Below are 24,988 nucleotides of genomic sequence, written 5' to 3'. Positions count from 1 at the left end.
CATACGTTAGAATAGATATGTTACATTGAAAGAAGCGAACACGGTAAACTATTTCATATTGTGCGGAGTTGATAACCATGACAAAACAAACAGAATATAAGCGCAAGCCCGAATGGTTGAAAATTAAGTTAAACACGAATGAAAACTATACAGGCTTAAAGAAAATGATGCGTTCTAAGAATCTTCATACAGTTTGTGAAGAAGCGAAATGTCCGAATATTCATGAATGCTGGGCTGTAAGGAAAACAGCAACATTTATGATCTTAGGTGCGGTTTGTACACGTGCTTGTCGTTTCTGTGCGGTTAAAACAGGCTTACCAACTGAGCTTGATTTACAAGAGCCAGAACGCGTAGCAGATTCTGTAGTACAAATGGGCTTAAAGCACGTTGTTATAACAGCGGTTGCACGTGATGATTTAAAGGATGGGGGAGCAGCTGTTTTTGCTGAAACAGTACGCGCTGTACGTCGTAAAAATCCATTTACGTCAATCGAAGTATTACCATCTGATATGGGTGGAGTAGAAGAAAACTTAAAAATGTTAATGGATGCAAAGCCAGATATTTTAAACCATAACATTGAAACAGTACGTCGATTATCTAACCGAGTTCGCGCTAGAGCAAAATATGACCGTTCATTAGAGTTTTTACGTCGAGCGAAAGAAATGCAGCCTGATATTCCAACTAAATCGAGCATTATGGTGGGCTTAGGTGAAACGAGAGAAGATTTAATTGAAGCAATGGATGACTTACGTGCAAACAATGTGGATATTTTAACTCTTGGACAATACCTACAACCATCTAAGAAGCATTTACCAGTTCTTAAATATTACCCACCAGCAGAATTTGCAGAGCTTAAAGAAATTGCGCTTAGCAAAGGTTTTAGCCACTGTGAAGCTGGCCCACTTGTGCGTTCTTCTTACCATGCGGACGAGCAAGTTCGTTCTGCAAAAGAAAAAGTAGCAGAAGCAAAATAATGAAAAAAAGAGAGCCGATCATTGGCTCTCTTTTTGTTTATATTCTAAAACAGTATTTGGGCATGTTAATAAGATTTTCTTTAATTCCTCTGTGGATAATTCAATTGTAAATTCAGGTACACCAGGTGTAATTAAAATTTTGTCGTAAGTATAAATCGCACAATCCACAATAATTGTTACATGTTGTGAATAACCGAAAGGAGCGACACATCCTGGCGTACAACCAGTTTTGTCTCGCATTTCATCAGGAGAACAGAGAGATAAGCGTTCTCCAGTTATTTCTTTCATTTCTCCCTGGTTGAGTCTTGTGCCTTCTAATGTGAAAAATACGTAATAATCTCCAGAATTTGATTTTAAAAATAAGCTTTTACTTGGAGTGCCGTGTAAGCCAAGCCTTTCACGTACGATACGATCTGTTTCATAATCGAGTACTGGTTCGTGTTCAAATTTTTCGTAAGAAGCATTTGTTTTATGTAGTAAAGCAAGTACATCTTCGTACATATGGAGTGATACCCCTTTCTATTGTTAGTACAGTTTCTTCTCGTGGCGTCAACTGAATGTGTTGGAAAGAGATATTACTTGGATGGTGCTTCCCATAATCGTTTTATAGTACATTGTTCATCGATTATAATTTCATAAACATCAGGATTCGTTAAAGCTCTCCATTCATTAAAGCCGATCGTATGATCAAAGTGCTTTAAAATGAGCGTAAGTAAGTTGCCATGTGTAACGAGTAGTGTTGTAGTATGGTTTAATTTTAAAACGTCTTGGATAAGCGATATAGCACGGCCTGTTGCTTGTTTTGTCGACTCTCCGCCTGAAAAGGCAATATCTATATTTGTAAAAGTAGATTCTAGTTTTTGCAACCAATCGTCCATTGGAACGTCGCTTAATATGCGTTCAGCTAATCGTTCATCTTCTTGGATAGACAAATTAGCTTGGAGCGCATAGGGCCGAATAGAATTGATAGCTCGCACAAATGGGCTTGAGATAATATGATCGATTTGTGGTTGGTTTTCTAAGAGGAATGTAGCAAGAGTGTTTGCTTGATTTTTTCCTGCAATCGTTAATTCAGCATCACGTTCTTGGCCAGTTGCTGAACAATGTCGTATTACAATCAATTTCTTCATAATTCATCCCCATCTTTCAAGTTGACGCTATATACTTCGACAAATGTGGAAAAAATTCCTTTTTATTGGAAACGGCATAATGATTTAATTATGTGGAAAAGTAATGTGGATAATGAATATTTGAGGTGCACTTATGAAAAAAATGATATGTATTATATTCAGTCTTTGTTTCTTTCTGCACTTGTCCACAACATATGCAGAATCCAATACAAAATTAAATTATCCAAGCAACCGAAATAAATCGTTTGTGAGTGAAGATGTATTTTATGAACAGTTAGATGAAAAGGTGTATAAAGAATATAAAAATGCAGCATATAGCGTTCGTAAAAAAGTTTCATTTAAAGAAGTGGCTGATGAGGAATTTTCTTTCCTACAAAAAACAGCCGCGGGTTGTCACGGTAGAGTGGTGCTGCAAGATTCGTTTATTCACCCTGATCGCCAAGTGTACTTTTTTGCTTCTTTCACTCAAGATGAAGTAGAAGAGTTTCATAAGTACATCGTCATAGATGCAGAAACAAAGAGGGAACTGCAAGGGGGAAAAAGCTATCGTCATTATGATAATCCATATAAAAAATAACCCACCAACTGGTGGGTTATTTTTACGCCGGCACACTCATTAATTTTTCTTTCATTTTACGAATAAGAATGACAGCACCAATTGTGAAGAGAAGGGTGATTCCTTCTGCAACGAAGATGTTGATTGTTTGTGTTTGGTAAAGCGCCGCGAAAAAGTCTACAAATGCGTGGAATAATATAGCGTAAACAAGGAAGATATATTTCTTCTGTTTTACTGCGTATAAGACAAGCATCGTAAAGGCGATTTGCAGTACAAGAGCCATAATTCTTTCCAAGCTGCCAAGGAAGTATAAATAAGCAGGTTGTTCTATTAACATATCCTTTACAACATTTAATTGTGGTAGTTTTTCTGCCATTTGAGCGAAGCTACCGTTGTTAATAGCATTTGCGAATATAAGTGTCTGCAATGCAGAGAATCCACCAACTAAAATGGATTCAATCCCGCCGTGACCTATTCCGTAAGCAAAACCATCTTTATATTCTTGATATTTTTTTAGTAGGAAGAAGAAGGCAACGAAACGTCCTAATTCTTCAAAAATACCAGCGGTTAGTCCGCCATAAAGTGCAAAGACAAATGGATTTTCTAAAATTGGAGCGATTGCCGGATTCCCGCGCATAAATAGGTGGAACGGTGTCTCGAGAATTTGGGTAAATCCAATAAAAATAAGAGCACCAACGCCGACTACTTTCCAATTAATATGATATTTTTTACGAAAATAAACAAACGCAATAATAGGTACCAGAATTGAAAGCACAAGTTGAATTGTGATACTGGCAATTACCGTACTTGAAACCATACTTTCACCGCTTTCTAATATATGTACATATCTATTATGCATGAAATATAGTGGAGATGAAACTTTTAACAAAAAATGAATGTACTTATTGACTCTAACGTTGCGTCATACTTTATCGTATGTATTAAGGGGGAGATACACATGACAATGAAGGTAAAAGAAGTAGCTAATTTAGTTGGAATTAGTGTGCGCACACTGCATCATTACGATGAAATTGGGTTGTTAACCCCAGACGAGACGACAGAGTCTGGATATCGTCTGTATTCCAATGAAAATTTAGAAACATTGCAGCAAATTTTATTTTTTAAAGAGCTAGGCTTCCCTTTGAAGAAAATTAAAGAAATTATCATGAGTCCATCATTTGACCGAGAAGAAGCACTGCAGCTTCATAAGAAAATGCTTCTTGAAAAGCGTGCGAGGTTAGATAAAGTGATTGCGACGATTGATAAAACAATTCAACATACAAAAGGAGAGATTGAAATGACGAACAAAGAGAAATTTGAAGGCTTCGATTTCAGCCATAATCCGTACGAAGAAGAAGCGCGTGAAAGATGGGGAGACGCAGCTGTAGATAAAGCGAATGAATATGCGAAAGGTATGTCAAAAGATAATCAAGAAGAGTTCAATACGATTTACAGAAATTTAGCGGCGCTTAGACACGGCGCACCAGATTCTAAAGAGGCACAAGAAGCAATCGGTGTATGGTACGATTACTTGCAAAACTTCGGTGAATATTCATTAGATGCTTTTAAAGGGCTCGGTCAAATGTACGTCGCTGATGAGCGCTTCACGAAAAATATAGATAAGTTTGGCGAAGGGTTAGCGCAGTTTATGTGTGATGCGATGGCGGTTTATGCGGATCGTAAGAAATAGTAAAAAAGTAAAACAGGTGGAGGTTTTCTCCACCTGTTTTACTTTTTAATCATATCATTCAAAGTCTGATTCTCTGTATTGTTCAAATGAGGATTTTTACTCATTTCACGTTTTAACATATCAAGGCTTTGCGTATATTCTGTATCATTTAAAGCACCAGATTGTAGTCCTTGAATTTGAGAAATCAACTTTTGGTCTGTTGATACATATGCTTTATAATAGCGAGGGACGATGGACAAAGCAGCTCTATATACTTGATCCGCTACGAGTTTCTGATCCGTTGTGTTCGCACGGTATACAACAAATACTTCATCATCGGTAACGAGCGTAGCAGCGTTTGTAACGTCAGGAAGTTTGACTGCCATGCTTGTAATCATTTCAGCGACTTTCTCACGGTTAATAGCTCCTACTTGTTTGTTAGACACTTCATGCTTTTGTTTAGATGAATAACCGACTCTCGTTAATCGTGTATTTGTATTTTCCGTATGATACATGTCGTTTTTATTGGAAACAAGAACACGACTTCCTTCTTCACGTTCCATTTCGGCTTTATTATTTGTTTGACAGCCTGCAAATAAGGAAAGAGTGAGGAGAGAGAGTATAATTTGTTTTTTCACGATGTATCACCTCCTTCTCTATAGCATGCACTAATTTTCAATTTTTTGTATTTGAAATTGTTGGTTGGTATGCTTTGTGATACGATAAAAAGAAGAATGCTTAGAGAGGAAGTTAATGATGGAGCAAAAGCAAGAGCAAGAGATGCATGCTACGGTGAGCATTAATAATGTGCAGTACGAAGTAATTAAAAACTTTCGTGAAGGTTTTAGTGAAGAAGCATTTAAAGAGCGTTATGCAGAAATTTTAAATAAATATGATTATATCGTTGGGGACTGGGGTTATGAGCAACTTAGATTGCGCGGTTTCTTTGATGATAGTAATCAACGTTCGACATATGATACGAAAATTAGTACGTTAACGGAGTATTTATACGAGTACTGTAACTTCGGCTGTGCACACTTCGTATTACGAAAAGTGAAGAAATAAAAAAATCCTCTTACGATTGTAAGAGGATTTTTTTACTCGCTCACAAACAAATCGAAATATGATCGCCTTCAGAAAGTATTGCGTTCGGTTTCATTTGTTGTCCGTTCAATTGAATATCCCCATTTTTAATTTTATCCACAATGCGTGTACGGCTCCAGTCGGAAATATATGTGGATAAAGCTTTATCCATTCGGTGAGAACCGAAAACGATATCTAATACGATCGTGATTTCGGCTATACCGTTTTCTTTATGTTGTGTAATGGAAATGGTAGTAGTTGTTTCTGTTTGATCTTGCTGCGTCATATCGACTGTTTCAACGTGATCAGTAAATGCTTTATAAATACGAAGTTTTTGATTCCACGTATGATCTTTCGGACATTTATAAATGGCAAAGCGGTATATATTTTTTCCATTGGCGTTATGCCTACGAATATTCGTGTCAGTAAATAGGGTAGTGCGTCTGCAATTTTTACAATACTTTTCGATTGTGTTTTGCTCATTTTCATATAAACTCCAAGAAAGTTGTACTTTCTGCATTTTCCTTCACCTCTTATAGTAGTGGTAAAGGAACGTAATACAGCTATTTGGATGTCTTGTAGTATGAAGACATGAGAAATAGACAAAAATAAAAGGAGATTCCCTTAGGAACCTCCGTAAACATCATACTACAGATGCGTTACGTTCCTTGTAATGGGAATGGGCAGACTACTCCCTTGAAAAAGCACGGTGCTTTTTTGAGAGTAATGCTATCCAATTGCTGGTCCATTACAAAGTAAATGTTGGCATACGTAGATAACGTCCTTTCTATCCAAATAGATTTATTCTTAATTATAACACAAAGGTTTGAAGATTCAAAATACTTATAGTGAAAAAACACCAGCTAAAACAGCTGGTGTCTACGATAAATTATATAAGTTCAAATAAAAATGAGCGTAGTTCTTCTGCAATTTCTTCAGTCATAGAAAATGCATGCTCTAAGTAGCCTGGTTCGTTTAAATCGTCAGGACCGATGATTGCAAATTTATTGCGCTGCATATCGAGGACAATTGTTTTACCGTAATGACGATCGGAGTATAAAAGCGCTAAATCATGACGCTCATTTTCTCCCATAAAGCTAACGAAACGAGTTCTTGTAGCGACTGTATCGTCGTACAGAAAGAAACGTTCTTCCATACACATGGCTCCTTTATTAAATATCTAAGTTTAAGTGTGGTTTATGATCTAAATGGTGATGCGTTTTAATGAATCGTACCGTTCTTGTTTTGTAACGCATAACGATAGAATATGTTTCAGCTAAATCTCCGCCAAGGAATTTCACGCCGTCTAATAACTCACCAGCAGATACACCAGTTGCTGAGAAGATTGCATCATCCCCAGATACTAAGTCATCTAACATAAGAAGTTGACGAGGATCTTCTAATCCCATTTCACGACAACGAGCTTCTTCTTCTTCGTTCATTGGAACTAAGCGAGCTTGCATTTCACCTTCAAGGCATTTTAATGCTGCTGCAGAAATAACACCTTCTGGAGCTCCGCCAGTACCTACGAATAAGTCGATGCCTGTTCCAGGTAGTGCTGTTGCGATTGACGCACCAACATCACCATCACCAAATAATTTTACGCGTGCACCTTTTGCACGAACACGGTCAATAATATCTTGATGACGTTCACGTTCTTGAACGATAACTGTTAGATCGCGAATCTTTTTATTGTTAGCTTCTGCTACAATTTCGATTGTTTTTTCAATTGGATCATCTAAGCTAATTTTACCAGCTGCTTTTGGACCAACCGCGATTTTTTCCATGTACATATCAGGAGCATGAAGAAGGTTTCCTTTATCTGCGATTGCGATAACTGCCATTGCATTTGCAAGACCTTTTGCAACGATGTTTGTACCTTCTAATGGATCAACGGCGATGTCTACTTCTGGACCGTTACCTGTTCCTAGTTCTTCACCAATATATAACATCGGTGCTTCATCAAGTTCTCCTTCACCAATTACAACTGTACCTGCCATGTTTACTGAATCAAACATATCACGCATTGCTGTAGTTGCTGCATCATCTGCTTCGTTTTTCTTTCCGCGGCCCATCCACTGTGCGGATGCTAATGCTGCTGCTTCTGTTACACGGACAATTTCTAGTGCGAGTTCACGTTCCAAGATTCCATTCCTCCAATTTCAAAAATCATACAAATATAACTATAACAAATAACGGAGAAAAGGTGAATTCGAAAAATTGTCGATTTTTTCAGAAGAAAGCGTTACAATTAAAATGTAAATGCTTTAATTTCCAGGTAGGTGACATTCATGTATTTTGTAGACAGAAAGAAAATAGAACAAATGCTAGTATGTTTAGAACGAGCAACAAGTACATTTCAAGAGAAAAAGATATATGAAACCGAGTTTGAATTTTACGCATTAGAACGCATAGCTCATCTAATGATTGATACTGTATTAGATGTAGGGAATGCGATGATTGATGGATTTATTATGCGCGATCCAGGAAGTTATGAAGATATTATCGATATTTTGATGGACGAGCGAGTGATAAGTGCAGAAGAAGGACAAGGAATGAAGGAAGTGATTCTTCTTCGAAAAATGCTTACGCAAGATTATATTCAAATGAATCATGATGAATTATATAAGACGATTCAAAAACATATTGCAGTGGTAGAGAAATACCCAGAAAATATCCGCAGTTATTTAGAGAAGGAATTAGGACCTGTATCTGCATTTGTACCAGAATAATTATGCTTATAAGATCCCCAAGGTGCCTTTTTGGGGATCTTATATTGTATGTGAGAAAGTAAGGGAAAAGGGAGAAGGGTTAAGCATGGGGGAAGCACGTACGACGAAAGATGAAATTGTCCAATTGTTGAAAGTAAAGGGAGAGCACACAGTAGCAGAACTAGCTGACGTTTTAGAGATTACCGAAATGGCGATCCGAAGACATTTAAGTAATCTTGAGAAAGATGGTTTCATTTATTCTAAGATGGTAAGACAACATGTCGGAAGACCAACTTATTTGTATGGATTAAGCGAAAAGGGAGAAGATACATTCCCGAAGGAGTATAAGCAATTTGCTATTGATATGCTAGAGGATTTAGCTCGAATGGGTGATGAAAAAATACTTCGTTACGTTTTAACAGAGAGAACGAAGCGAATGGAAGATCAGTTGCAAAAGCGAGTGAGTAATCAAAAGAATTTAGCATATAAAGTGCAAGAGATAGCAGCTATGCAAGAGAAAAATGGTTATATGGTTCAAATAAAGAGGGATGGAGAAAACTCTTTCGTAATTGAAAAACAAAACTGTCCGTTAAAGGAAATTGCAGAGAGATTCCCACAAGTATGCGCAGATGAAAAAGAGATGTATAATCGTTTATTTGCAGGAGCAGATGTAAAGACGTTAGCAAACATGTGTGAGGGCGATTGTAGTTGTTCTTACCAAGTAAAAGAGAAAAAATGAACGTTATGGGGCGCTTTAAGGTAAAGCGTTTTTTTCTTTGGAAAAAGCGGGTAATATAAGAGTGGTATGATAGGTGAGAACGTTAGCATAGAAGGAGAGACATAATCGATGTATAAAGGTTACTTAATTGACTTAGATGGTACGATGTATCGCGGAGAAGAACAAATTGAAGAAGCGAGCGACTTCGTAAAAGCATTAGGAGAGCGCGGCATTCCTTATTTATTCGTTACGAATAACTCAACGCGTAAACCAGAACAGGTGGCAGAAAAACTTGTTCGTTTCGATATTCCAGCGAAAGCAGAGCAAGTATTCACAACGAGTATGGCGACAGCAAACTTTATTTATGAACGTAAACAAGACGCAACTGTATATATGATTGGTGAAGAAGGCTTACATGATGCGCTTGTGGAAAAAGGATTTGAACTTGTGGATGAAAATCCTGATTTCGTTGTTGTTGGTTTAGATCGTGACATCACATATGAAAAATTAGCAAAAGCTTGTCTTGCTGTACGTAACGGCGCAACGTTTATTTCTACAAATGGAGATATTGCTATTCCGACTGAGCGCGGATTATTACCAGGTAACGGTTCATTAACATCAGTTGTAACAGTATCAACAGGCGTGGATCCAATCTTCATCGGAAAACCAGAATCAATCATTATGGAACAAGCTTTAAAAGTACTGGGTATAGAAAAAAATGAAGCATTAATGGTTGGGGATAACTACGATACAGACATTTTGGCGGGAGTAAATGCTGGTATGCATACGCTTCTTGTCCACACTGGAGTCACAACTGTGGAGAAGTTAACAGAATATGAAGTACAACCAACGCAAGTTGTGCATAACTTGACGGAGTGGATTGAGAAGATGTAATGAAATGCAGGTAACCGAAAGAGGTTACCTGTTTTTTTATGCATAATTGCATATGTGCTATTGTTATATAAAATGTAAAATTTATATGTAATGATATTGGAGGGAGGGAATCAGAGTGTACTGGATGTCATGTATTATGTTTGTTTTTACATTATGTGTTTTGTTTTTTGTTCTATGGAAGATATATAAAATAAATGAAATGAAAAAAAGTGCAGGAAAACTCATTGCAACATATCCACGAGTGAAGAGACGTTGGATTGCATTACTTGGACCAGCATATTTCATTGGACAATGTATGTATATATATGCTCAGTACGTAAGTGGAGATATTGATACAGTTGAACAGTTTCTTGTTCAGTCGGGTAGTTATGTTGTAGCAAGTTGTTTTATGACTTTAATAGCTATCCATCTTATTAAAAGTGTACAAATACATGAAAAAGGTGTAGTAGACGGATTAAACTTTTATTCATACGAAGAATTAAAAGGCTATAAAACGTCGACATGGGAAAATCCAAAAGAAAATATATTTTTATATCGCGGGCGAGAAAAAATGAATGACAATGTGAATTTACTTATTAGACAGGAAGATATGAATGAATTAGAAAGCATTCTTCAAAGATATATTCCGAAATTAATGATGAAATAAAAAACTCCGGTTTTAACAACCGGAGTTTTTTATTAGAATGCACGATTCACTACTTCTTTCACTTCTTCAAGATATTGTTTACGCACATTATCATCCACGGAAGGAACACTCGTATAGAATGTATGCTCAATTGTTTCGATGCCTGTAAATTCAAAAATACCAACATCTGCTGTTTTCTTCATTGCTTCAAACATACCGCCTGCTGTGTACGCCTCTTTCGTATTTCCCATTGTAGATAGTAATAAGCCTTTTTTACCGCTTAATAACTTCTCGATACCATTTTCACCGTAAGCATAAGCGAAGCCGTGGCTAAATACACGGTCAACGTATCCTTTTAAAATAGCAGGAAGTCCCGCCCACCAAACTGGGTAAATGAATGTAATGCTATCAGCCCAAAAGATATGCTCTTGCTCTTCTTTAATATCTTCTGGTGTGTTTCCTTGAGAAAATGAGATGAAATCGGAAGCGCCTAATACTGGATTGAAGTTTAATTCGTATAGATCGCGAACACGTACTTCATGACCTTTTTCTTCTAATTCACTTTTTACTGTTTCTAAAATTGCATGGTTGAAGCTTTCTGTATTTGGGTGTGCATAAACGATTACATGTTTCATTGTTCATCCTCCTATTTGTGGATATGTGAATAGTTTTTTTATTATGTAACTATTATGGTTACTTCTATTGTAAGAGTCAACTTTTTTGACGTGAGAAATAAAGCAGAAATGTAATTAGCTAATATGGAATACATGTTAGTATGTGACAAAAAAATACAAAAAAGTAGGGATTTTGCATTCTGGATAGAATATATAGAATTGGTAAATAGAGAGAGAAGGGGATATGGGGATGAATATTATTGAAATTGAAAGGTTAGAAAAATCGTTTGATATTGGGGATAGTAAAGTAAAAATATTAAAAGGCATTAATCTTCAAATTCAAAAAGGAGACTTTGTCTGTATTATGGGGGCAAGTGGTTCAGGGAAAACGACGTTATTGCAGCTATTAGGTGGATTAGATATTCCATCGGTAGGTAGTATTCGCGTTGATGGTACAGAGATTTCAACATTAAAAGAAAAAGAGCTCGCTTTATTTAGAAGGCATAAAATCGGTTTTATTTTTCAGCAGTTTAATTTGATTCCAGTGTTTAGTGCGGAGGAAAATGTAGGATTGCCGTTACTGTTAGATAATATCTCGCAAAAGAAGGCAACGGCGACAGCGAATCGTTTATTAAATCTCGTCGGGCTAAAGGGAAAAGAAAAACATTTACCAGCGCAGTTATCAGGCGGGCAACAGCAAAGGGTTGCGATCGCAAGAGCTTTTGCAAATGAGCCGGCTATTATATTAGCTGATGAACCAACAGGGGCATTAGATTCAGAAAATAGCAAAAATATAATCGCGGCACTTCGCAATGCGTGTGATGAGTTAGGACAAACAGCTGTCATTGTAACGCACGACCCGTTCGTAGCGGCCCATGCGGATAAAGTTGTTTTTTTATTAGATGGTGAAGTGATTCATGAACATGCTGAAAGTAAAGGATGGAAATTTCGAAATATCCCGCAACAAGTTACCCACATTCAAGAGATTATGAATCGCCACTTTAAAGTAGGAGGTAAAGGTGATGCGATGGGTAATTAAGTATGCGATAAAATCGATGAAACAAAATTGGTTGCGAAATATGTTGATCGCTCTCGGTGCAGCTTTAGGTGTTATGTTAGCGACGATGTTATTGCTAGGTAATCAATCAGTAGAGCAAAGTGTGAAGGAACAAGTCGTAAGTCGGTATGGAGATTATAATTTGCAATTTGGTTATATAAAAAATGATATGTATTTAAATAATGAAAGTTTAAAAGGAATAGATGGCTTAGAAAATGCTGAAAAAATATCAAAAGTACTTATACCATATCCTTTTCCAAATTATAAAGAGTTATCGGGAAAACCGTCCTATTGGGCTGTTGAGCAAGATTCTCCAGAAATGCATTCTTATAAAATATTAGAAGGTCGATATCCGAAAGAAGGTGCTGAAGTAGCGCTGACAAAAGGATATACAGACCGTGAAAATATACGGGTAGGAGATACGATTAAGTTGCCATTCCCGCAGCATGGAGAAAAGAATGTGAAAGTCGTCGGCATTTTAAATCCGCCGTTAATGGCAGCAATGGGGCATAGTGCTTACTTTCCAATCCATTGGCTTCAAAAAGAATTAAATTTACCAAATCAATTCAATCTCGTTCAAGTGAAAACAGCCGATGTAAATGTGAAAAGAGCAATTGCTCTTGATGTAAATAAGAAGATAGAAAATATAAAGATGGATCAACGTACTTATGTTGATAAGGCGTTTGAACGACTAAATGTAATGAAGCCGTTAATTTTTAGTTTAGGTGGTATTGCTTTATTTGTTGTAGCTCTTTTAATAATGGGAAGTTTCTTCTTATCTGTTAGAAGTCGATTTAAGCAGTGGGCATTATTACGTGCACTCGGTAGCAACCCAAATCAAATTATCTTAGTCGTTTTATTAGAGGCTTTATGCATCGGAGCAATCGGATCGCTAGCGGGGGTTATTCTTGGAGCAGGTACGCAAACAATCGCGGCATCATTCATTAACAAATGGGTGAATATTGAGGGGGCAGGGAAAGCATCATTCTCGATATCAGGTGAGGTTCTACTCATTACTTTTTTATTAGGGATTGTTATGTCTATCATAGGGGCCATTATACCAGCTTTCATGGTTAGAAAGATTCCACCAGTTCAAGCGCTTCGCCCAGGTCTTCCTAGTAATGAGAAAAAAGAAAAAAGATGGAGTGCTTTTAGCCTTAGCATTTTAATCATTGGTACCGTTATTGGACTCACGGGAAGCATATTAGAGCAGTATATCGGTTTTAATCCAAGTGCGATAGGAGCGCTGTTATTTGCAGTTGGTTTGTTATTGGCAATTCCGTTATTTATTCGCGTGATAGCACCGGTGATTGCAAAACCGTTTCAAATGATATTACGAATTGAAACGACGATTAGTAGCCGGAATGTAATTCGTTATCGGAATAAGGCAGCTGTGTCAGTTGCTATATTAGCATTTGGCTTTATGTTAGCGCTTGTTGGAACGATGTATGTAAATTCTATGTATGAAGGTATGAAAAAAGGGTTACAAAAACATTTACCAGCGGACTTAGTAATAAGAATTCCAGTAGAGTCGCAAGGAATAGAAACATTACCGTTTAGTTGGATGGAGAAGGTTAGAAAAATTGATGGTGTAGAGGCGAGTGTTGGGAATGCTACTGACGTTACAGCAAGGCTTGTGAATTATGACTTTAAAAAAGCGAATCAAGAATGGTATGAATTTGCGAAAAAAAATAATTTGAACTACGATTCAATGGAAGTTGTCGGTAACGATATTGTAGCGTACCAGAAAGTAACAAAAGCGAAAGTGATTGCAGGGCAAACTTTAAGTAAGCCATTACAAGATGGTGAAGGAGTCATTACGAAGGAAGTGGCTAAAAATTTAGGACTTCAGTTGCATGATACGATTGAAGTACAAGGAAAAGGGAAAGAAAAACAAACGATTAAAGTCGTTTCGATTATTGAGCAAGGATTAAGGTTAAGAGGGTTAGATATTTTTGTAAATGAACAATGGGCTCGCGATAAGTTTCACGTACAAGGATATGAAGCGCTTCAAATTATGACAAATTCTAATCAATCATTTGAAGCGATTAAGAAGCAAGTGAAAGAAATTACAAATAATAAAGAGAATGTAGAAGTTATAAACAGTTATGATTTATTGAAAGAACAAGAGCAGTTATTATCGCAAATGATGATGTTAATTCGCTTGTTAGTTGTAATTGTTTTCATTATTTCTGGTATAGGATTAATGAATGCGATTGTTGCCAGCTTACATGAAAGACGTGCTGAAATTAGTATGATTCGTGCGGTAGGAGCTATTCCGAAGCAAATGAGACGGATCGTTTTATTAGAGGGAACTTTACTTGGAGCGATAGCTGGTTGCATAGGGATTTTTGGCGGGATTTTGTTTAGTTATATTGTGTTATCAAGTCTAGAACTAACAGTTATTATCATTCCGTATAATCAAGTTTTCATATTAGCTCTAGCTAGTGTGATACTTGGAGCAGGGGCAGCGTTGATTGCTTCCTTACAATTAAGAAAGTTTAAATTAAGTGATACTTTAAAGGAATTGTCAGCATAAAAGATTGCTATACCCCGCTCATACAAAGAACAAAGAAAACAAATAAAATGATAACAATACCAATGCCGAAGTTAAATACGAGAGTACTATCCATATATGTAACCTCCTTATTTGAAAGTAAAAAGCACTCTAGCCAAGAGTGCTTTTTTATTTTGAGTCTACTTCACAACTTTGAGAAAAGGATTCATGGGTGTAAAGAGTTACATTATGTTATGTGTTTATATGTTGAAAGGAGTAAGTCCTTGTGAGATATAGAAAAAAGACACTCTTTTGAGTGTCTTTAACGATGACAAAATGTGCCAATTGCTTGAGTTTGATAAGGCGCTAATATCCGTTTTAACGCCTTTTCTTTGATCAAGAAGTGTAGCAACAGCGATTCAAATAAATTGTACCATTTGTTTCATAGGCGTGTGCATGCAATTATGCATATTCCAATTGAAGGGAAATGAGGCGCGAAAAGTGAATGAGTATATACAGAATATTTGATTAGGGGAGAGAAGGATGGATATACATAAGTTAACGGTAGCAGAAGCAAATGAGATAAATAAGTGGACGTACGAAGAACCTTATAATTTGTATAGTTTTTCAGGAGAGGAAGAAGCAATAGAAGAATTATTAGATGGGACTTATTATGGTTGTTGTGACGATAAGGGAGAGTTTATCGGCTATTTTTGTTTTGGGGGAAATGCACAAGTGCCAGGGGGAAGAGATGCTCATTTATATGGTGGAGAAGGTGTAATTGACCTCGGACTTAGCATGAAACCAGCGTTAACAGGGAAAGGGCTGGGGAAAATGTTTTTTCAAGCTGGGATAGCCTTTGCAGCGAAAGAATATAAGCCGAAGATGTTTCGACTGAGTGTAGCGACGTTTAATACAAGAGCGATTACGCTATATAAAAACATAGGTTTTCAGCAGGGCCCTATTTTTGTGAGCCGCGGAAGAGAATTTATGCTTATGGAATATGAAAGACCGTCAGTATGGAACTGACGGTCTTTCATATTTTATTCCGAATGCTCAGCCCTGTGCGCTAAACGGCTTGAAGCAGCGGCAGCAATTCCGCCAACGATATCATCAAGGAATGTATGCACCTTTCCAGATGATTTATCATTTAAGTATTCTAAAATACCAGGTTTTAATTTATCGATATATCCAAAGTTCGTGAAACCGATAGAGCCGTACACGTTAACGATAGAAAGTGCGATAACTTCATCAATTCCGTATAAGCCTTCATCACGTTTTACGATATCTTGTAACGGTTGACTTAACATTCCTTTTTCGGCAAGGACATCAAGCTCAATGCCTGTAATAAGTGCGTTTTGTACTTCACGTTTTGATAGTACACGCTCAACGTTATAGCGGCATTCTGACATTTCTAAATTTGTATGATATTTTTTTTGAAGAAAATGAACAAGCTCAGCAATATCGTCAATTGTTACACCGCGCTCTTGTAATAGTTGTAATGCTCTTTCTTGTAGTTGATTTGATTCTTTCATGTTTATCACCTTTTTTTCTTTTTAGTATTTGTATACGTTTCGTTGCTTTATCATGTGCATAGGAATGAAAGGCGAGCACAAGCTCATATATATAAAGAAAAACCATAGGTGGCGACTGCGATGATTCATCATATTTATGAGCATTATCACATGCATGTTAAAGAATTAATCCCCCTTGGCCCCTATAAAAGCTTTTGGATTCGCAACAAAATTTATGTACTTGTTCCAATTGGAGAAATGGAGGAAGAAGTACTTGTAGAGATGAAAAAGCTCAGTGACTATATGAACCAGCAAGGGGATATAACTGTAGCGACTTTCGTTCCGACTATACACGGCTACTATGTATGTGAGATAGAAGAACAAAATTACTGCTTATTAAAAGGTATGCGTGCATTAGAACGACATGCTACATCATTAGGAAGTGAGCTTTCTATATTCCATAAACGAGGTGCATTCTTTCCAGAAGAAATCGAGCAATTAAGCCGCATTGGTGAATGGAAAGCGTTATGGGAAAAACGGCTCGATCAATTAGAAAAGTTTTGGCAATCACAAGTGATGAACCACCCTACAGACGTATTCGATCAATTGTTTATTGAATCCTTCCCGTATTACTTAGGAGTCGCAGAAAATGCAATTCAGTATGTTGTTGATACAGAGATGGATGATACGCCGCAAATGACTGATGCAGCAACAATTTGCCAAGAACGATTCACACCTTTATTATGGCATCAAACGAAGCGTCTCAAACTTCCTTTTGATTGGGTGTATGATCACCCCACTCGAGATATAGCAGAATTAATCCGCTATATGATGATAGAAAAAAAGAAAGACTGGGAGCAAACAATCGTTCAATTTGTTACAGATTACGAACGAAATTATTCACTATCTTCATTTGGTTGGCGCTTATTATTTGCAAGGCTCCTGTTCCCACTTCACTACTTTGAAACAGTCGAACGATATTACCAAACGGGAAACGAAGAACAAAAAAGCATATATAGAGACCGCTTAGAAGCCATTTTACATGATGTGAACCGTTCAGAGCAATTTATGAAGCACTTTTATGGATCACTTCGTTTACCAGTTGATAAGTTAGGCATTAGGAAATTAGATTGGCTGTCCTAAAATGAAGAAAGAGACCGATTGAGGTCTCTTTTTTCATACTACAATTGTATGTAATACATTATGCCCCTACCTGTTGATCTGCACATATATTTAAAATGAATTGATGTCTTTCGATTTTTTCATTTACTTTGCTCAATAATTCTTGCTGGATTTCTTTAAATAAAAACTGATAGCTCGCATTCCACGTTGGTATAACGGATGAAAGATCTAATAAATACTCTTTTTTCTTTTCTAGTTCTTGAATTGTTAAAAAAGTGTTTCCCATTCTTGGCATGTGTCGTCCCCCTATGTTTTTTTCTGTATATGTGTGAACGATTCTATATTATTAATTATCTCATTTTTTGAGAAGGATTTCCAATTTTGTTTTATGATGTTAAAGGGGAAGTGTTGTTTGAATAAAAAAAGAGACCCATTTGGGTCTCTTTCTAGGAAGCAATGCCGCTTCCGCTTTTAGATTAAAATACTTGTTCTACTTCAATAACGCCTGGTACTTCTTCTAGTAATGCGCGTTCGATACCAGCTTTTAGTGTGATTGTAGAACTTGGGCAGCTTCCGCATGCACCCATAAGGCGTAATTTTACGATACCTTCTTCAATGTCTACTAGCTCAACGTCTCCGCCATCGCGAAGTAAGAATGGACGTAATTTATCTAATACTTCTAATACTTGTTCTTGCATATGTGGGTTTTCCATTTTTATCGACTCCTTTCATCAGTTTTATTATAATCAAGATAGAGGGGAAAATCTATTTTTTCTCTTCTTATTTTATTGTTGAAATATTGTATCGTGTTTTTTCAGTATAGGGGTAGGGAATAAGTTTGTAAAATGATGTGCTTATGCAATAAGACATCTGAATATACTGTTGAAACAAGAAGTGGGGGAGAAGAAATGGTTACTGTTCAAGTGTATGGGACGAAAGTAATTTGTGCGAGCTGCGTTGGAATGCCATCTTCAACAGAAACGTTTGAGTGGTTACAAGCGGCGATTGGTCGTAAATATGAAGGACAAGAAAATAAATTTAATTTCGAGTATATTGATTTTCAAGAAGAACAAGAAGATGAAGATAAAAAAGCATTCGCAGAGCGCGTAGTGGAGGAAGATCTATTTTATCCAGTCGTTCTTGTAAATGGAGAAGTTGTTGGAGAAGGAAATCCTCGTTTGAAGGATGTTTACGAAGAAATCGAGAAATATTTATAAAGCAGGAAGCCTTTGCGAATTCGCAAAGGCTCTTTTTAATTGGAGGGATAGATGTGGAGAATGTAGTAAAGAATGCGTTACCAACGGAAGTACAACAGTTAATGGAGCGGTACACAGTAGAATTAAAAGAAATTTTTTTAGATGAAAAAATAATCGGGATATATATTTACGGCTCCATCGCACTCGGTGCATTTCATGCAGAAACGAGCGATGTTGATTTTGTTACGGTAGTAAGTGATTCCGTGAATGAAGCTGAAAAACAGCAACTTGTAGAACTTCATAAGAAACTTAAGAGTAGTACGTTAGGTAAAAGAATGGATGGTATGTATATTCCGCTTGCTGATTTAGGAAAATACAATGATGAAATGAATGAGTACGTGTATTGTGCAGATGGTAAAGCAAATATAGGTCATTGGGATATTAATGCGGTCACATGGTGGACACTGAAAAATCAAGGTATTACAGTTACCGGGAAAGAAGCGGAAGATCTTCCGTTTCAAATAAGGTGGGACGATGTAGTAAATACGATGAAATACAACGTAGAACAGTACTGGAGTGAAAAAGCGAAGCAACCATATTTATTTTTCGTAGAAGAGTGGGTAGAATCAGCTGTCGTTACGATGGGCCGTATTTTATATACACTAGATCATAAAACAATCGTTTCAAAAGATAGTGGATTGCAATACTTGTTAGAACGTTCAGGGGAAGAATGGGAGCTTTTATTAAAAGAAGTAGCGAGAATACGACAGAATCCAAAAGAAAAGCGAATGCTCTCAAGGTGGAGAAGAGCAGATATGACGGGAAAGTACTTACTGCATTTAATTGAAACATGTAAAGAGAAATGGTAGGGAAAAAAGAGACGATACAGTAGATTGTATCGTCTCTTTTTATGTTGCAATTGGTATATAATGGTTAAAAAGGTTTAATTATACTGGAGGGATATGATGGACACGGAATTAGTTACATATAAAGAAAAGAATGTACAAATGAGTATGCTCGAAGTAATCAGTATAATAGTAATTATTTTTGGGGTCATGTATGGAATTGATTTTTTGAACTTTTTATATGACGCCTCATTATATCCATGGTATGTAGACCACCTTATTCCGCCTTTAACATTTCTTACTATCATCTTAATATATTCACCAGCAAGAAATTACTGTGTGCATTTATTAAAATCAATACAGTTCAATAATTTTAAGCATTATGTAACGATAGTAATGACGATGATCGTACTGCTTATATATCTTGCGGTATTAAATTTAGTTTTACCACATGGGCTTGGTGTGGATGAATCTAATCTAGTAATAGAGCCTACTAAAAGTGAAATCATTGTATATGTAGTTGTACTCACAATTTTCGCACCGATTTGGGAAGAGCTTGTATTCCGAGGTATGTTTTTTATGAAATTATCTCAGCGCTTCTCTACACTTAGTAGTGCCGTTATAAGTGCTTCTATATTTACTTTAGGTCATCCCCTTACAGTAGGGAGTGTTTTATATATTTTTGGTGGCGGTATATGTTTAGCTTATACGTATAAGAAAACAAATAACTTACTCGTCCCATGGGGAATTCATTTATTAAATAATGCATTTTTTATATTAATAAATTTTCAACTATAAAAAGACGCCTTTTTGAATAGGGCGTCTTTCTTATTTTGTAAGGGAAGATAATACGAAATATAGATAGTTTCATGTGAAACATTTTTAGTATTAAATATATATAAAGTTTAACTTAGTGTATTAAACGTATCATTCATAAGTATTCTAATATATTTAAAAGTAAAATGGAATAATAAAAGGAGAATTGTCGGAATATATTCGATTTCCGTTCATTTTTATGAAATATATGCACTTTTTGTTAGATTCCTTCTTTTTATTTCTATAAAATACATGTATGTAGAAATAAGAAAAGGATGATGTACGTGAAGGACACTGTTTTACAAGAAACAATTTCTCCTCAACAGTTACATACAGTCGTTCAAAAGAATACGGCGTATTATGAATTTAAGTGGGGCAAAGTAGAAAATCCAGCGCAAGGGAATACGTGGAATTGGGTAGCCTTTTTCTTCCCGACTTTTTGGTTAGCTTATCGTAAAATGTATAAGTTATTTATTATACTTACGTTATTATCAGTGCCTAGTATACTTATACCCCCTTTTATAGACATTTCAGATGGGATTTTTTTATCAATTAGTTTAGTTTTTCAATTAGGAATGATGATATTTACTGGATGGCAAGGAAATCGTTTATATTATAAGCACGCTGTTCGTGTTTTACATAAGGGAGAAAATATGCCTGATCATGAGAAGGCGTATTACTTACAATCAAAGGGTGGTGCTAGCTTTGCTGGCATGATTGGTTTACAAGTTATAGTGACGATAGTATTTGGTGGCGCTATGTTTGGACTTTCTCTTTTACCAACTGAGCCGAATATTAAAAATGTTGTTCGTTCAAGTGATGAAGGATTTACTTTAGAGGTTATGACAGATAATCCAACGTGGAAGTTTGTGAAGAAAGAACAAGATTATGACGTAGTAGAATTTACTGGTTATGATTATACAGAGAAGAAAAACGTGAAAATTAAATTTGCTGTTTATTTCGATGAAGATTATTTCGAGTGGCAAGAGGTATATGAAAATAATAAGAAGTTAAGTGAAGTGAAGAAGAGTTAGAAGAGTATCAATTTTATATTGAAGAAAATAGTTGGAGTTTCTAGTGAGAGCTCGTTTATTTTGAAAAGAAGAATCTTGTGAAGGTTCTTCTTTTTTCATTGGAAACGGCATACGAATTGAAATTTTGTAAAATAAAATAAAAAATGAGAATTCCAGGTAGGCTTGTCAATAACGTGAGACTATGGCAGTATAAAGAAATGCTGTACAAATTTTATTTATCGAGATGTAAACATCAATTTTGATTTTTACGTATAAATAATGAACGGAGGAAATGAATTTATGGCTACTTTACCAAATTGTCCAAAATGTAATTCAGAATATACGTATGAGGATGGCGTTCTTTTCGTATGTCCAGAATGTGCTCATGAGTGGGGCCAAGAAGCAGAAGCAGAAAATAATGATGGTGCAAAAGTTGTAAAAGATGCGAACGGAAACGTTCTTCAAGACGGCGATGCTGTTACTGTCATTAAAGATTTAAAAGTAAAAGGAACTTCTTCAGTTGTGAAGATCGGTACGAAAGTAAAGAGTATCCGTCTAGTTGATGGCGATCACGATATTGATTGCAAAATCGACGGTTTCGGAGCTATGAAGTTAAAATCACAATTCGTTAAGAAGGCGTAAGGAAAAAGAGGAGGCGGGTAGCCTCCTCTTTTTTATTGTCATTTTTTGTCGGTAAGTCGATATCCCTTGTCGAATCGTCGATATATTTCAAAAATCGTTGATATATTTTGAGTTACGATAGATATATTCGAAAAATCGTCGATATCATTTCATTTACCATGAACAGTGCCTCATTTACCGCGTACCATAGTCAACCTCTTTCAACTGACACCGCTTATTAAAGAATGTTTTATATCCAAGCTGTAAGAAGATAATGACAGCAAAGGCGGTACTTCCGGAAATACCGAGTATAATGGCGATTTGATATTGAATGGCTGTAAATGGTGATACACCAGATAAGATTTGTCCTGTCATCATGCCCGGTAGGCTTATAATCCCCATTCCGACCATAGAGTTGATCGTTGGTAAAATAGCAGAGTCAAAAGCGTCGCGTATGAGCGGAGCAGCGGCTTCTTTCGGTGTTGCGCCGAGCATAAGTGCTCCTTCAATTTGGCCTCTTTGCGATTTCATATTGTTTAAGAACGTATTTGCCCCGAGAGAAACACCTGTCATCGCATTCCCAACTAACATTCCCGTAATAGGAACGATATATTGCGGCGCATACCAAGGGTCGTGCCCGATAATAACAAAGATAAATAGTAGAAGTGGCCCAATTGATCCGGCAACCATGGAAAGAGCGGCTACTCGTTTTAAGTCTTTTGACATCGGGATATTGACTCGTTTATAAATATTAAAAATTGCAAAGGTAGTAATAGAAGTAATAAGAGCAATTGTATAAAATGGATTACTATTTTCAAATACGTATGTAAGGACATATGCAACAAGTACGAGCTGAATCGTCATACGGAATGTTGCGAGTGCAATTTGTTTTTCACGCGGTATTCCTTTTAATTTTACAAGTCCAATTAATATAAGAATAAAAATGTATGCAGCGGCAAGTTGCCAAATTTGGAGTTCAATAACGCCCTTCAACTGAGAGCACTTCCTTTCTAGTTGCACCGTTTGTTTTACTAATTTCAATAATATCGTCTGCAATTTCTTCTGGAAGTTGTTGTGAGTGCGTGATGAAGATAACTGTTTTTTTCTTTTCTCTTGCTAGCATAGTAAACTGTTTCATAACGCGGCGTTCTGTATCGCTATCTAGCGCCGAGGTTGGTTCATCTAATAAATAAACAGGTGGATCCATAAGTACGATACGTGCAAAAGCAAGTCGTTGTTTTTCCCCACCTGATAATGAATCGGCGTTGTCTTCTAAATTTTTTTCTAAGCTAACAGTCGTTAATGCGCTTCGCAGGGCATCATCATTTGGAAATGGTTTTTCAGAAAGACGAAGTCCCATTAATAGATTGTCTTTAATCGTTCCATCAAAAATAGGTGGCGTTTGCCCAAGCATGACTACGTCACGCCGTAATTGAATAGGGGGATAGTCAGAAATTAGTTTTCCGTTATATTCAATTGTACCGGATGTTGGAGATTGCAAATCATTTAGCATGCGGAGCAATGTACTTTTTCCACTCCCACTTTCACCGATAATACAAGTGATTTTTTCTTTTTGAACCTGTAAATAAGGAATGTGTAGTATATCTTTATATGTAACGTCTTTTAATATAAACATAAATGGCTCCTTTCTGACTCTAGTTCTATCGTATCAAAAAAGAGAAGATAACAGTTATAAAGAGCAACGTTTTTTCTTCGTCTTGAGTGCTATTAATAAGTTAAGTAAATGATCTAATTCTTGGCTGAAAGAAATTACTTTATCATGAGTGAATCCGTATTGTTCAACGAGATAGATCAATTCTTGCTTCTTCGCTTCTATTCGATCGTTTAGATTCGTTACGTTCATAAATGAAATGGAATGCCTCCTGTAAAAGTATTTACAACATAAAAAATAAGACCGAATGACTTCGGTCTTAAAGGAAATAATAAAACAACTTATAAATAGCATACACTGTTTATCAATAGTTTTTAATATAAAAATGAAAAATACATCATCATCCATATTGAGAAAGATGTGTCAGATAATTATATTTTAACTCATAAAAGAGGCTGCCTACTTAGTAGACAGCTTGTAAAGTATTAACCTTTATGATATTTGTACATCCAAAGAAGACCGGATTTTAATAATCTTGGTACACGCCCCATTAATGGTTGATTTGCTAGTAAACCAAATCCATGCTTTTTGCCAAGAGAGCCAAGAACACCTTTTAATTTAATTACAGGTAGTTCATCAGGTAGTGGTTCATTATTCCAACGTTTTAATAATATTTGGACAATTTGTTCTCCTTGACCTTCAGCGAGTTGTGCAGATGGTGCGTGTGGAAGTGCTGCGCAATCTCCTACAACATAAACGTTCTCGTTATTTGGAATATTGTGATATTTTGTTAAAACAACCCGTCCGCTACCATCTTGTTCAACTGGAAGGTTTCGAACAACTTCATTTGCTTGAATACCAGCTGTCCAGACGATTGCATCACATTCAAGTGGTTCATCGTGGTTGTACACAATATTTGGTTCTACTTTTGTAATGTTAGCGTTTCGTATAATAGTAACTTTATGTTTTACGAACCATTCTTCTACATATCTACTTAATTTCTCTGGATATGGGAATAGAATTCTATCTTTTCGATCAAATAAGTAAATTTTTAAATCAGAACGGCTTTCGCGAAGTTCACTTGCAACTTCAACGCCACTTAATCCAGCACCAACGACAGCTACTGTTGCGTTTGGTTCTAGGCTATTTAATTGTTCATATGTCTTACGTGTTTGTTCAATCGATTGTAGGCTATGTGTATATTCCTTCGCTCCAGGAACGTTATGGTATTTATCTTCACAGCCAAGACCGATAATTAAATCATCATATTGGATTGCTTCGCCGCCATCGAGATGAACAGCTTTTTCTTCGAGATCAATATTTGTTATTGTGCCGTATTGAATATTGAGGCGTGGGTGCTCGGGAAACGGTATACGAATATGCGTTTCTGAAATAGTACCCGCAACTAATGCATAATATTCAGTTTTGAAGCAATGATATGGTACTTTGTCGATTAATGTCACTTGTACATCATCTGGAAGTTGGTTGCTTGGAAGTAGCCGCTGCAGAATTCTCATTCCACCGTAGCCGCCACCTAGTATTACGAGGTGTTTCATGATGGATTACCCCTTTTCTGTTGAAATATCCCCTAATCACACAATTTTATATTAATAAAATATTTCGACTTTACTCAATCAAATTATATCGAATTTGTGAACAAATAACAATGCATGAATGAATACTCTGTTGTACAATAAGAAGAAAAGTAAAGTAAACTGTTT

Annotated in this window: 31 protein-coding genes and 1 pseudogene; 17 read left to right on the top strand and 15 right to left on the bottom strand. The window is 36.3% G+C overall.

The window, feature by feature from the left end:
- The first annotated feature begins 77 nt into the window (after positions 1-77).
- The gene (gene lipA, locus ACTFOB_RS12270) at positions 78-974 is read left to right on the top strand and encodes a lipoyl synthase (RefSeq protein ID WP_000166376.1); all 897 of its coding nucleotides are present in this window, start codon (positions 78-80) and stop codon (positions 972-974) included.
- Between the two features lie 18 nt (positions 975-992).
- Here lipA and ACTFOB_RS12265 read toward each other — a convergent pair whose 3' ends face one another.
- Together ACTFOB_RS12265 and ACTFOB_RS12260 are read right to left on the bottom strand one after the other, a co-directional pair.
- The gene (locus ACTFOB_RS12265) at positions 993-1,475 is read right to left on the bottom strand and encodes a YbaK/EbsC family protein (RefSeq protein ID WP_440026163.1); all 483 of its coding nucleotides are present in this window, start codon (positions 1,473-1,475) and stop codon (positions 993-995) included.
- 74 nt (positions 1,476-1,549) lie between these two features.
- Positions 1,550-2,104 carry a histidine phosphatase family protein gene (locus ACTFOB_RS12260; RefSeq protein ID WP_440026161.1) on the bottom strand — a complete coding sequence of 185 codons (555 nt, stop codon included), beginning with the start codon at positions 2,102-2,104 and terminating at the stop codon, positions 1,550-1,552.
- Between the two features lie 133 nt (positions 2,105-2,237).
- Here ACTFOB_RS12260 and ACTFOB_RS12255 point away from each other — a divergent pair, with 133 nt between their 5' ends.
- Positions 2,238-2,681, top strand: a complete 444-nt coding sequence (locus ACTFOB_RS12255) for a hypothetical protein (RefSeq protein WP_440026160.1) — start codon at positions 2,238-2,240, stop codon at positions 2,679-2,681.
- Between the two features lie 22 nt (positions 2,682-2,703).
- On the opposite strand, the gene ACTFOB_RS12250 is transcribed toward ACTFOB_RS12255, so the two are convergent.
- On the bottom strand, positions 2,704-3,519 hold the full coding sequence (locus ACTFOB_RS12250) for a YhfC family intramembrane metalloprotease (RefSeq protein WP_440026158.1): 816 nt from the start codon (positions 3,517-3,519) through the stop codon (positions 2,704-2,706).
- Positions 3,520-3,618: 99 nt separating this feature from the next.
- Here ACTFOB_RS12250 and ACTFOB_RS12245 point away from each other — a divergent pair, with 99 nt between their 5' ends.
- Positions 3,619-4,350: a MerR family transcriptional regulator gene (locus ACTFOB_RS12245; RefSeq protein ID WP_098078301.1), complete on the top strand. Its 732-nt coding sequence runs from the start codon at positions 3,619-3,621 to the stop codon at positions 4,348-4,350.
- Between the two features lie 38 nt (positions 4,351-4,388).
- Here the strand turns inward: ACTFOB_RS12245 and ACTFOB_RS12240 are convergent, their stop codons facing one another.
- On the bottom strand, positions 4,389-4,967 hold the full coding sequence (locus ACTFOB_RS12240; protein ID WP_440026156.1) for a YhcN/YlaJ family sporulation lipoprotein: 579 nt from the start codon (positions 4,965-4,967) through the stop codon (positions 4,389-4,391).
- Positions 4,968-5,082: 115 nt separating this feature from the next.
- On the opposite strand from ACTFOB_RS12240, the gene ACTFOB_RS12235 reads away from it, so the two are divergent.
- Entirely contained in the window at positions 5,083-5,394 is a 312-nt protein-coding gene (locus tag ACTFOB_RS12235; protein ID WP_098273314.1) for a YutD family protein, read from the top strand.
- 40 nt (positions 5,395-5,434) lie between these two features.
- Here ACTFOB_RS12235 and ACTFOB_RS12230 read toward each other — a convergent pair whose 3' ends face one another.
- From ACTFOB_RS12230 to glpX, 3 genes are all read right to left on the bottom strand, one after another.
- The gene (locus ACTFOB_RS12230) at positions 5,435-5,932 is read right to left on the bottom strand and encodes a cytoplasmic protein (RefSeq protein ID WP_440026154.1); all 498 of its coding nucleotides are present in this window, start codon (positions 5,930-5,932) and stop codon (positions 5,435-5,437) included.
- A gap of 369 nt (positions 5,933-6,301) precedes the next feature.
- Complete coding sequence (locus ACTFOB_RS12225) at positions 6,302-6,568, bottom strand: DUF3055 domain-containing protein (RefSeq protein ID WP_000392615.1); 267 nt, start codon at positions 6,566-6,568, stop codon at positions 6,302-6,304.
- A 16-nt stretch (positions 6,569-6,584) separates the two neighbouring features.
- Positions 6,585-7,556: a class II fructose-bisphosphatase gene (gene glpX, locus ACTFOB_RS12220; RefSeq protein WP_000439095.1), complete on the bottom strand. Its 972-nt coding sequence runs from the start codon at positions 7,554-7,556 to the stop codon at positions 6,585-6,587.
- Positions 7,557-7,703: 147 nt separating this feature from the next.
- Between glpX and ACTFOB_RS12215 the strand changes: the two genes are divergently transcribed.
- The 4 genes from ACTFOB_RS12215 (at position 7,704) to ACTFOB_RS12200 (ending at position 10,381) form a co-directional block, all read left to right on the top strand.
- Positions 7,704-8,144 (top strand): DUF86 domain-containing protein, encoded by a 441-nt coding sequence (locus tag ACTFOB_RS12215; RefSeq protein WP_440026152.1) that lies wholly within the window; start codon positions 7,704-7,706, stop codon positions 8,142-8,144.
- Positions 8,145-8,229: 85 nt separating this feature from the next.
- Positions 8,230-8,862 (top strand): helix-turn-helix transcriptional regulator, encoded by a 633-nt coding sequence (locus ACTFOB_RS12210; RefSeq protein ID WP_440026150.1) that lies wholly within the window; start codon positions 8,230-8,232, stop codon positions 8,860-8,862.
- A 108-nt stretch (positions 8,863-8,970) separates the two neighbouring features.
- Positions 8,971-9,735 (top strand): TIGR01457 family HAD-type hydrolase, encoded by a 765-nt coding sequence (locus tag ACTFOB_RS12205; protein WP_098608994.1) that lies wholly within the window; start codon positions 8,971-8,973, stop codon positions 9,733-9,735.
- Positions 9,736-9,850: 115 nt separating this feature from the next.
- The gene (locus ACTFOB_RS12200; RefSeq protein WP_440026149.1) at positions 9,851-10,381 is read left to right on the top strand and encodes an iron ABC transporter substrate-binding protein; all 531 of its coding nucleotides are present in this window, start codon (positions 9,851-9,853) and stop codon (positions 10,379-10,381) included.
- A 32-nt stretch (positions 10,382-10,413) separates the two neighbouring features.
- Here ACTFOB_RS12200 and ACTFOB_RS12195 read toward each other — a convergent pair whose 3' ends face one another.
- Positions 10,414-10,995 carry an NAD(P)H-dependent oxidoreductase gene (locus tag ACTFOB_RS12195; protein WP_440026147.1) on the bottom strand — a complete coding sequence of 194 codons (582 nt, stop codon included), beginning with the start codon at positions 10,993-10,995 and terminating at the stop codon, positions 10,414-10,416.
- Between the two features lie 229 nt (positions 10,996-11,224).
- Here ACTFOB_RS12195 and ACTFOB_RS12190 point away from each other — a divergent pair, with 229 nt between their 5' ends.
- From ACTFOB_RS12190 to ACTFOB_RS12180, 3 genes are all read left to right on the top strand, one after another.
- Complete coding sequence (locus tag ACTFOB_RS12190; RefSeq protein WP_440026145.1) at positions 11,225-12,013, top strand: ABC transporter ATP-binding protein; 789 nt, start codon at positions 11,225-11,227, stop codon at positions 12,011-12,013.
- The gene (locus ACTFOB_RS12185) at positions 11,997-14,570 is read left to right on the top strand and encodes an FtsX-like permease family protein (RefSeq protein WP_440026142.1); all 2,574 of its coding nucleotides are present in this window, start codon (positions 11,997-11,999) and stop codon (positions 14,568-14,570) included. Before ACTFOB_RS12190 ends, ACTFOB_RS12185 begins: the two co-directional genes overlap by 17 nt.
- 501 nt (positions 14,571-15,071) lie before the next feature.
- Positions 15,072-15,557, top strand: coding sequence for an N-acetyltransferase family protein (locus ACTFOB_RS12180; RefSeq protein WP_440026141.1), 486 nt, complete (start codon positions 15,072-15,074; stop codon positions 15,555-15,557).
- A gap of 14 nt (positions 15,558-15,571) precedes the next feature.
- Here ACTFOB_RS12180 and ACTFOB_RS12175 read toward each other — a convergent pair whose 3' ends face one another.
- A complete protein-coding gene (locus tag ACTFOB_RS12175) occupies positions 15,572-16,063 on the bottom strand; it encodes a phosphatidylglycerophosphatase A family protein (RefSeq protein WP_000665105.1) in 492 nt (163 codons plus the stop codon).
- Between the two features lie 120 nt (positions 16,064-16,183).
- Here ACTFOB_RS12175 and yutH point away from each other — a divergent pair, with 120 nt between their 5' ends.
- The gene (yutH, locus tag ACTFOB_RS12170; RefSeq protein ID WP_440026140.1) at positions 16,184-17,185 is read left to right on the top strand and encodes a spore coat putative kinase YutH; all 1,002 of its coding nucleotides are present in this window, start codon (positions 16,184-16,186) and stop codon (positions 17,183-17,185) included.
- 58 nt (positions 17,186-17,243) lie between these two features.
- On the opposite strand, the gene ACTFOB_RS12165 is transcribed toward yutH, so the two are convergent.
- Both ACTFOB_RS12165 and ACTFOB_RS12160 read right to left on the bottom strand, forming a co-directional pair.
- Positions 17,244-17,459: a hypothetical protein gene (locus ACTFOB_RS12165; protein ID WP_001137788.1), complete on the bottom strand. Its 216-nt coding sequence runs from the start codon at positions 17,457-17,459 to the stop codon at positions 17,244-17,246.
- A 181-nt stretch (positions 17,460-17,640) separates the two neighbouring features.
- Positions 17,641-17,877: a NifU family protein gene (locus tag ACTFOB_RS12160; RefSeq protein WP_000431159.1), complete on the bottom strand. Its 237-nt coding sequence runs from the start codon at positions 17,875-17,877 to the stop codon at positions 17,641-17,643.
- A 195-nt stretch (positions 17,878-18,072) separates the two neighbouring features.
- Between ACTFOB_RS12160 and ACTFOB_RS12155 the strand changes: the two genes are divergently transcribed.
- The 5 genes and pseudogenes from ACTFOB_RS12155 to phnA all read left to right on the top strand — a co-directional run bounded on the left by ACTFOB_RS12155 (position 18,073) and on the right by phnA (position 21,676).
- Positions 18,073-18,381 carry a YuzD family protein gene (locus ACTFOB_RS12155; protein ID WP_440026138.1) on the top strand — a complete coding sequence of 103 codons (309 nt, stop codon included), beginning with the start codon at positions 18,073-18,075 and terminating at the stop codon, positions 18,379-18,381.
- Between the two features lie 53 nt (positions 18,382-18,434).
- Positions 18,435-19,229, top strand: a complete 795-nt coding sequence (locus tag ACTFOB_RS12150; protein WP_440026137.1) for a nucleotidyltransferase domain-containing protein — start codon at positions 18,435-18,437, stop codon at positions 19,227-19,229.
- A gap of 96 nt (positions 19,230-19,325) precedes the next feature.
- Complete coding sequence (locus ACTFOB_RS12145; protein WP_440026136.1) at positions 19,326-20,003, top strand: lysostaphin resistance A-like protein; 678 nt, start codon at positions 19,326-19,328, stop codon at positions 20,001-20,003.
- 296 nt (positions 20,004-20,299) lie between these two features.
- Positions 20,300-21,099: pseudogene (locus ACTFOB_RS12140) on the top strand (DUF2628 domain-containing protein).
- A gap of 235 nt (positions 21,100-21,334) precedes the next feature.
- On the top strand, positions 21,335-21,676 hold the full coding sequence (phnA, locus tag ACTFOB_RS12135; protein ID WP_000212737.1) for an alkylphosphonate utilization operon protein PhnA: 342 nt from the start codon (positions 21,335-21,337) through the stop codon (positions 21,674-21,676).
- A gap of 174 nt (positions 21,677-21,850) precedes the next feature.
- Here phnA and ACTFOB_RS12130 read toward each other — a convergent pair whose 3' ends face one another.
- The 4 genes from ACTFOB_RS12130 to ACTFOB_RS12115 all read right to left on the bottom strand — a co-directional run bounded on the left by ACTFOB_RS12130 (position 21,851) and on the right by ACTFOB_RS12115 (position 24,823).
- Positions 21,851-22,648 carry an ABC transporter permease gene (locus ACTFOB_RS12130; RefSeq protein ID WP_440026135.1) on the bottom strand — a complete coding sequence of 266 codons (798 nt, stop codon included), beginning with the start codon at positions 22,646-22,648 and terminating at the stop codon, positions 21,851-21,853.
- The gene (locus tag ACTFOB_RS12125; RefSeq protein WP_440026133.1) at positions 22,632-23,291 is read right to left on the bottom strand and encodes an ABC transporter ATP-binding protein; all 660 of its coding nucleotides are present in this window, start codon (positions 23,289-23,291) and stop codon (positions 22,632-22,634) included. Before ACTFOB_RS12125 ends, ACTFOB_RS12130 begins: the two co-directional genes overlap by 17 nt.
- Before the next feature lie 54 nt (positions 23,292-23,345).
- On the bottom strand, positions 23,346-23,519 hold the full coding sequence (locus ACTFOB_RS12120; RefSeq protein WP_440026131.1) for a Spo0E family sporulation regulatory protein-aspartic acid phosphatase: 174 nt from the start codon (positions 23,517-23,519) through the stop codon (positions 23,346-23,348).
- Between the two features lie 233 nt (positions 23,520-23,752).
- On the bottom strand, positions 23,753-24,823 hold the full coding sequence (locus tag ACTFOB_RS12115; protein WP_151632376.1) for an NAD(P)/FAD-dependent oxidoreductase: 1,071 nt from the start codon (positions 24,821-24,823) through the stop codon (positions 23,753-23,755).
- Positions 24,824-24,988: the final 165 nt, after the last annotated feature.

The organism is Bacillus cereus group sp. MYBK79-1 (genome assembly GCF_051915365.1).
In the GTDB taxonomy this organism is placed as follows: Bacteria; Bacillota; Bacilli; order Bacillales; family Bacillaceae_G; genus Bacillus_A.
Note: the sequence above shows the minus strand (reverse complement) of the source record. Positions and strands in the feature narration are given on the sequence as shown.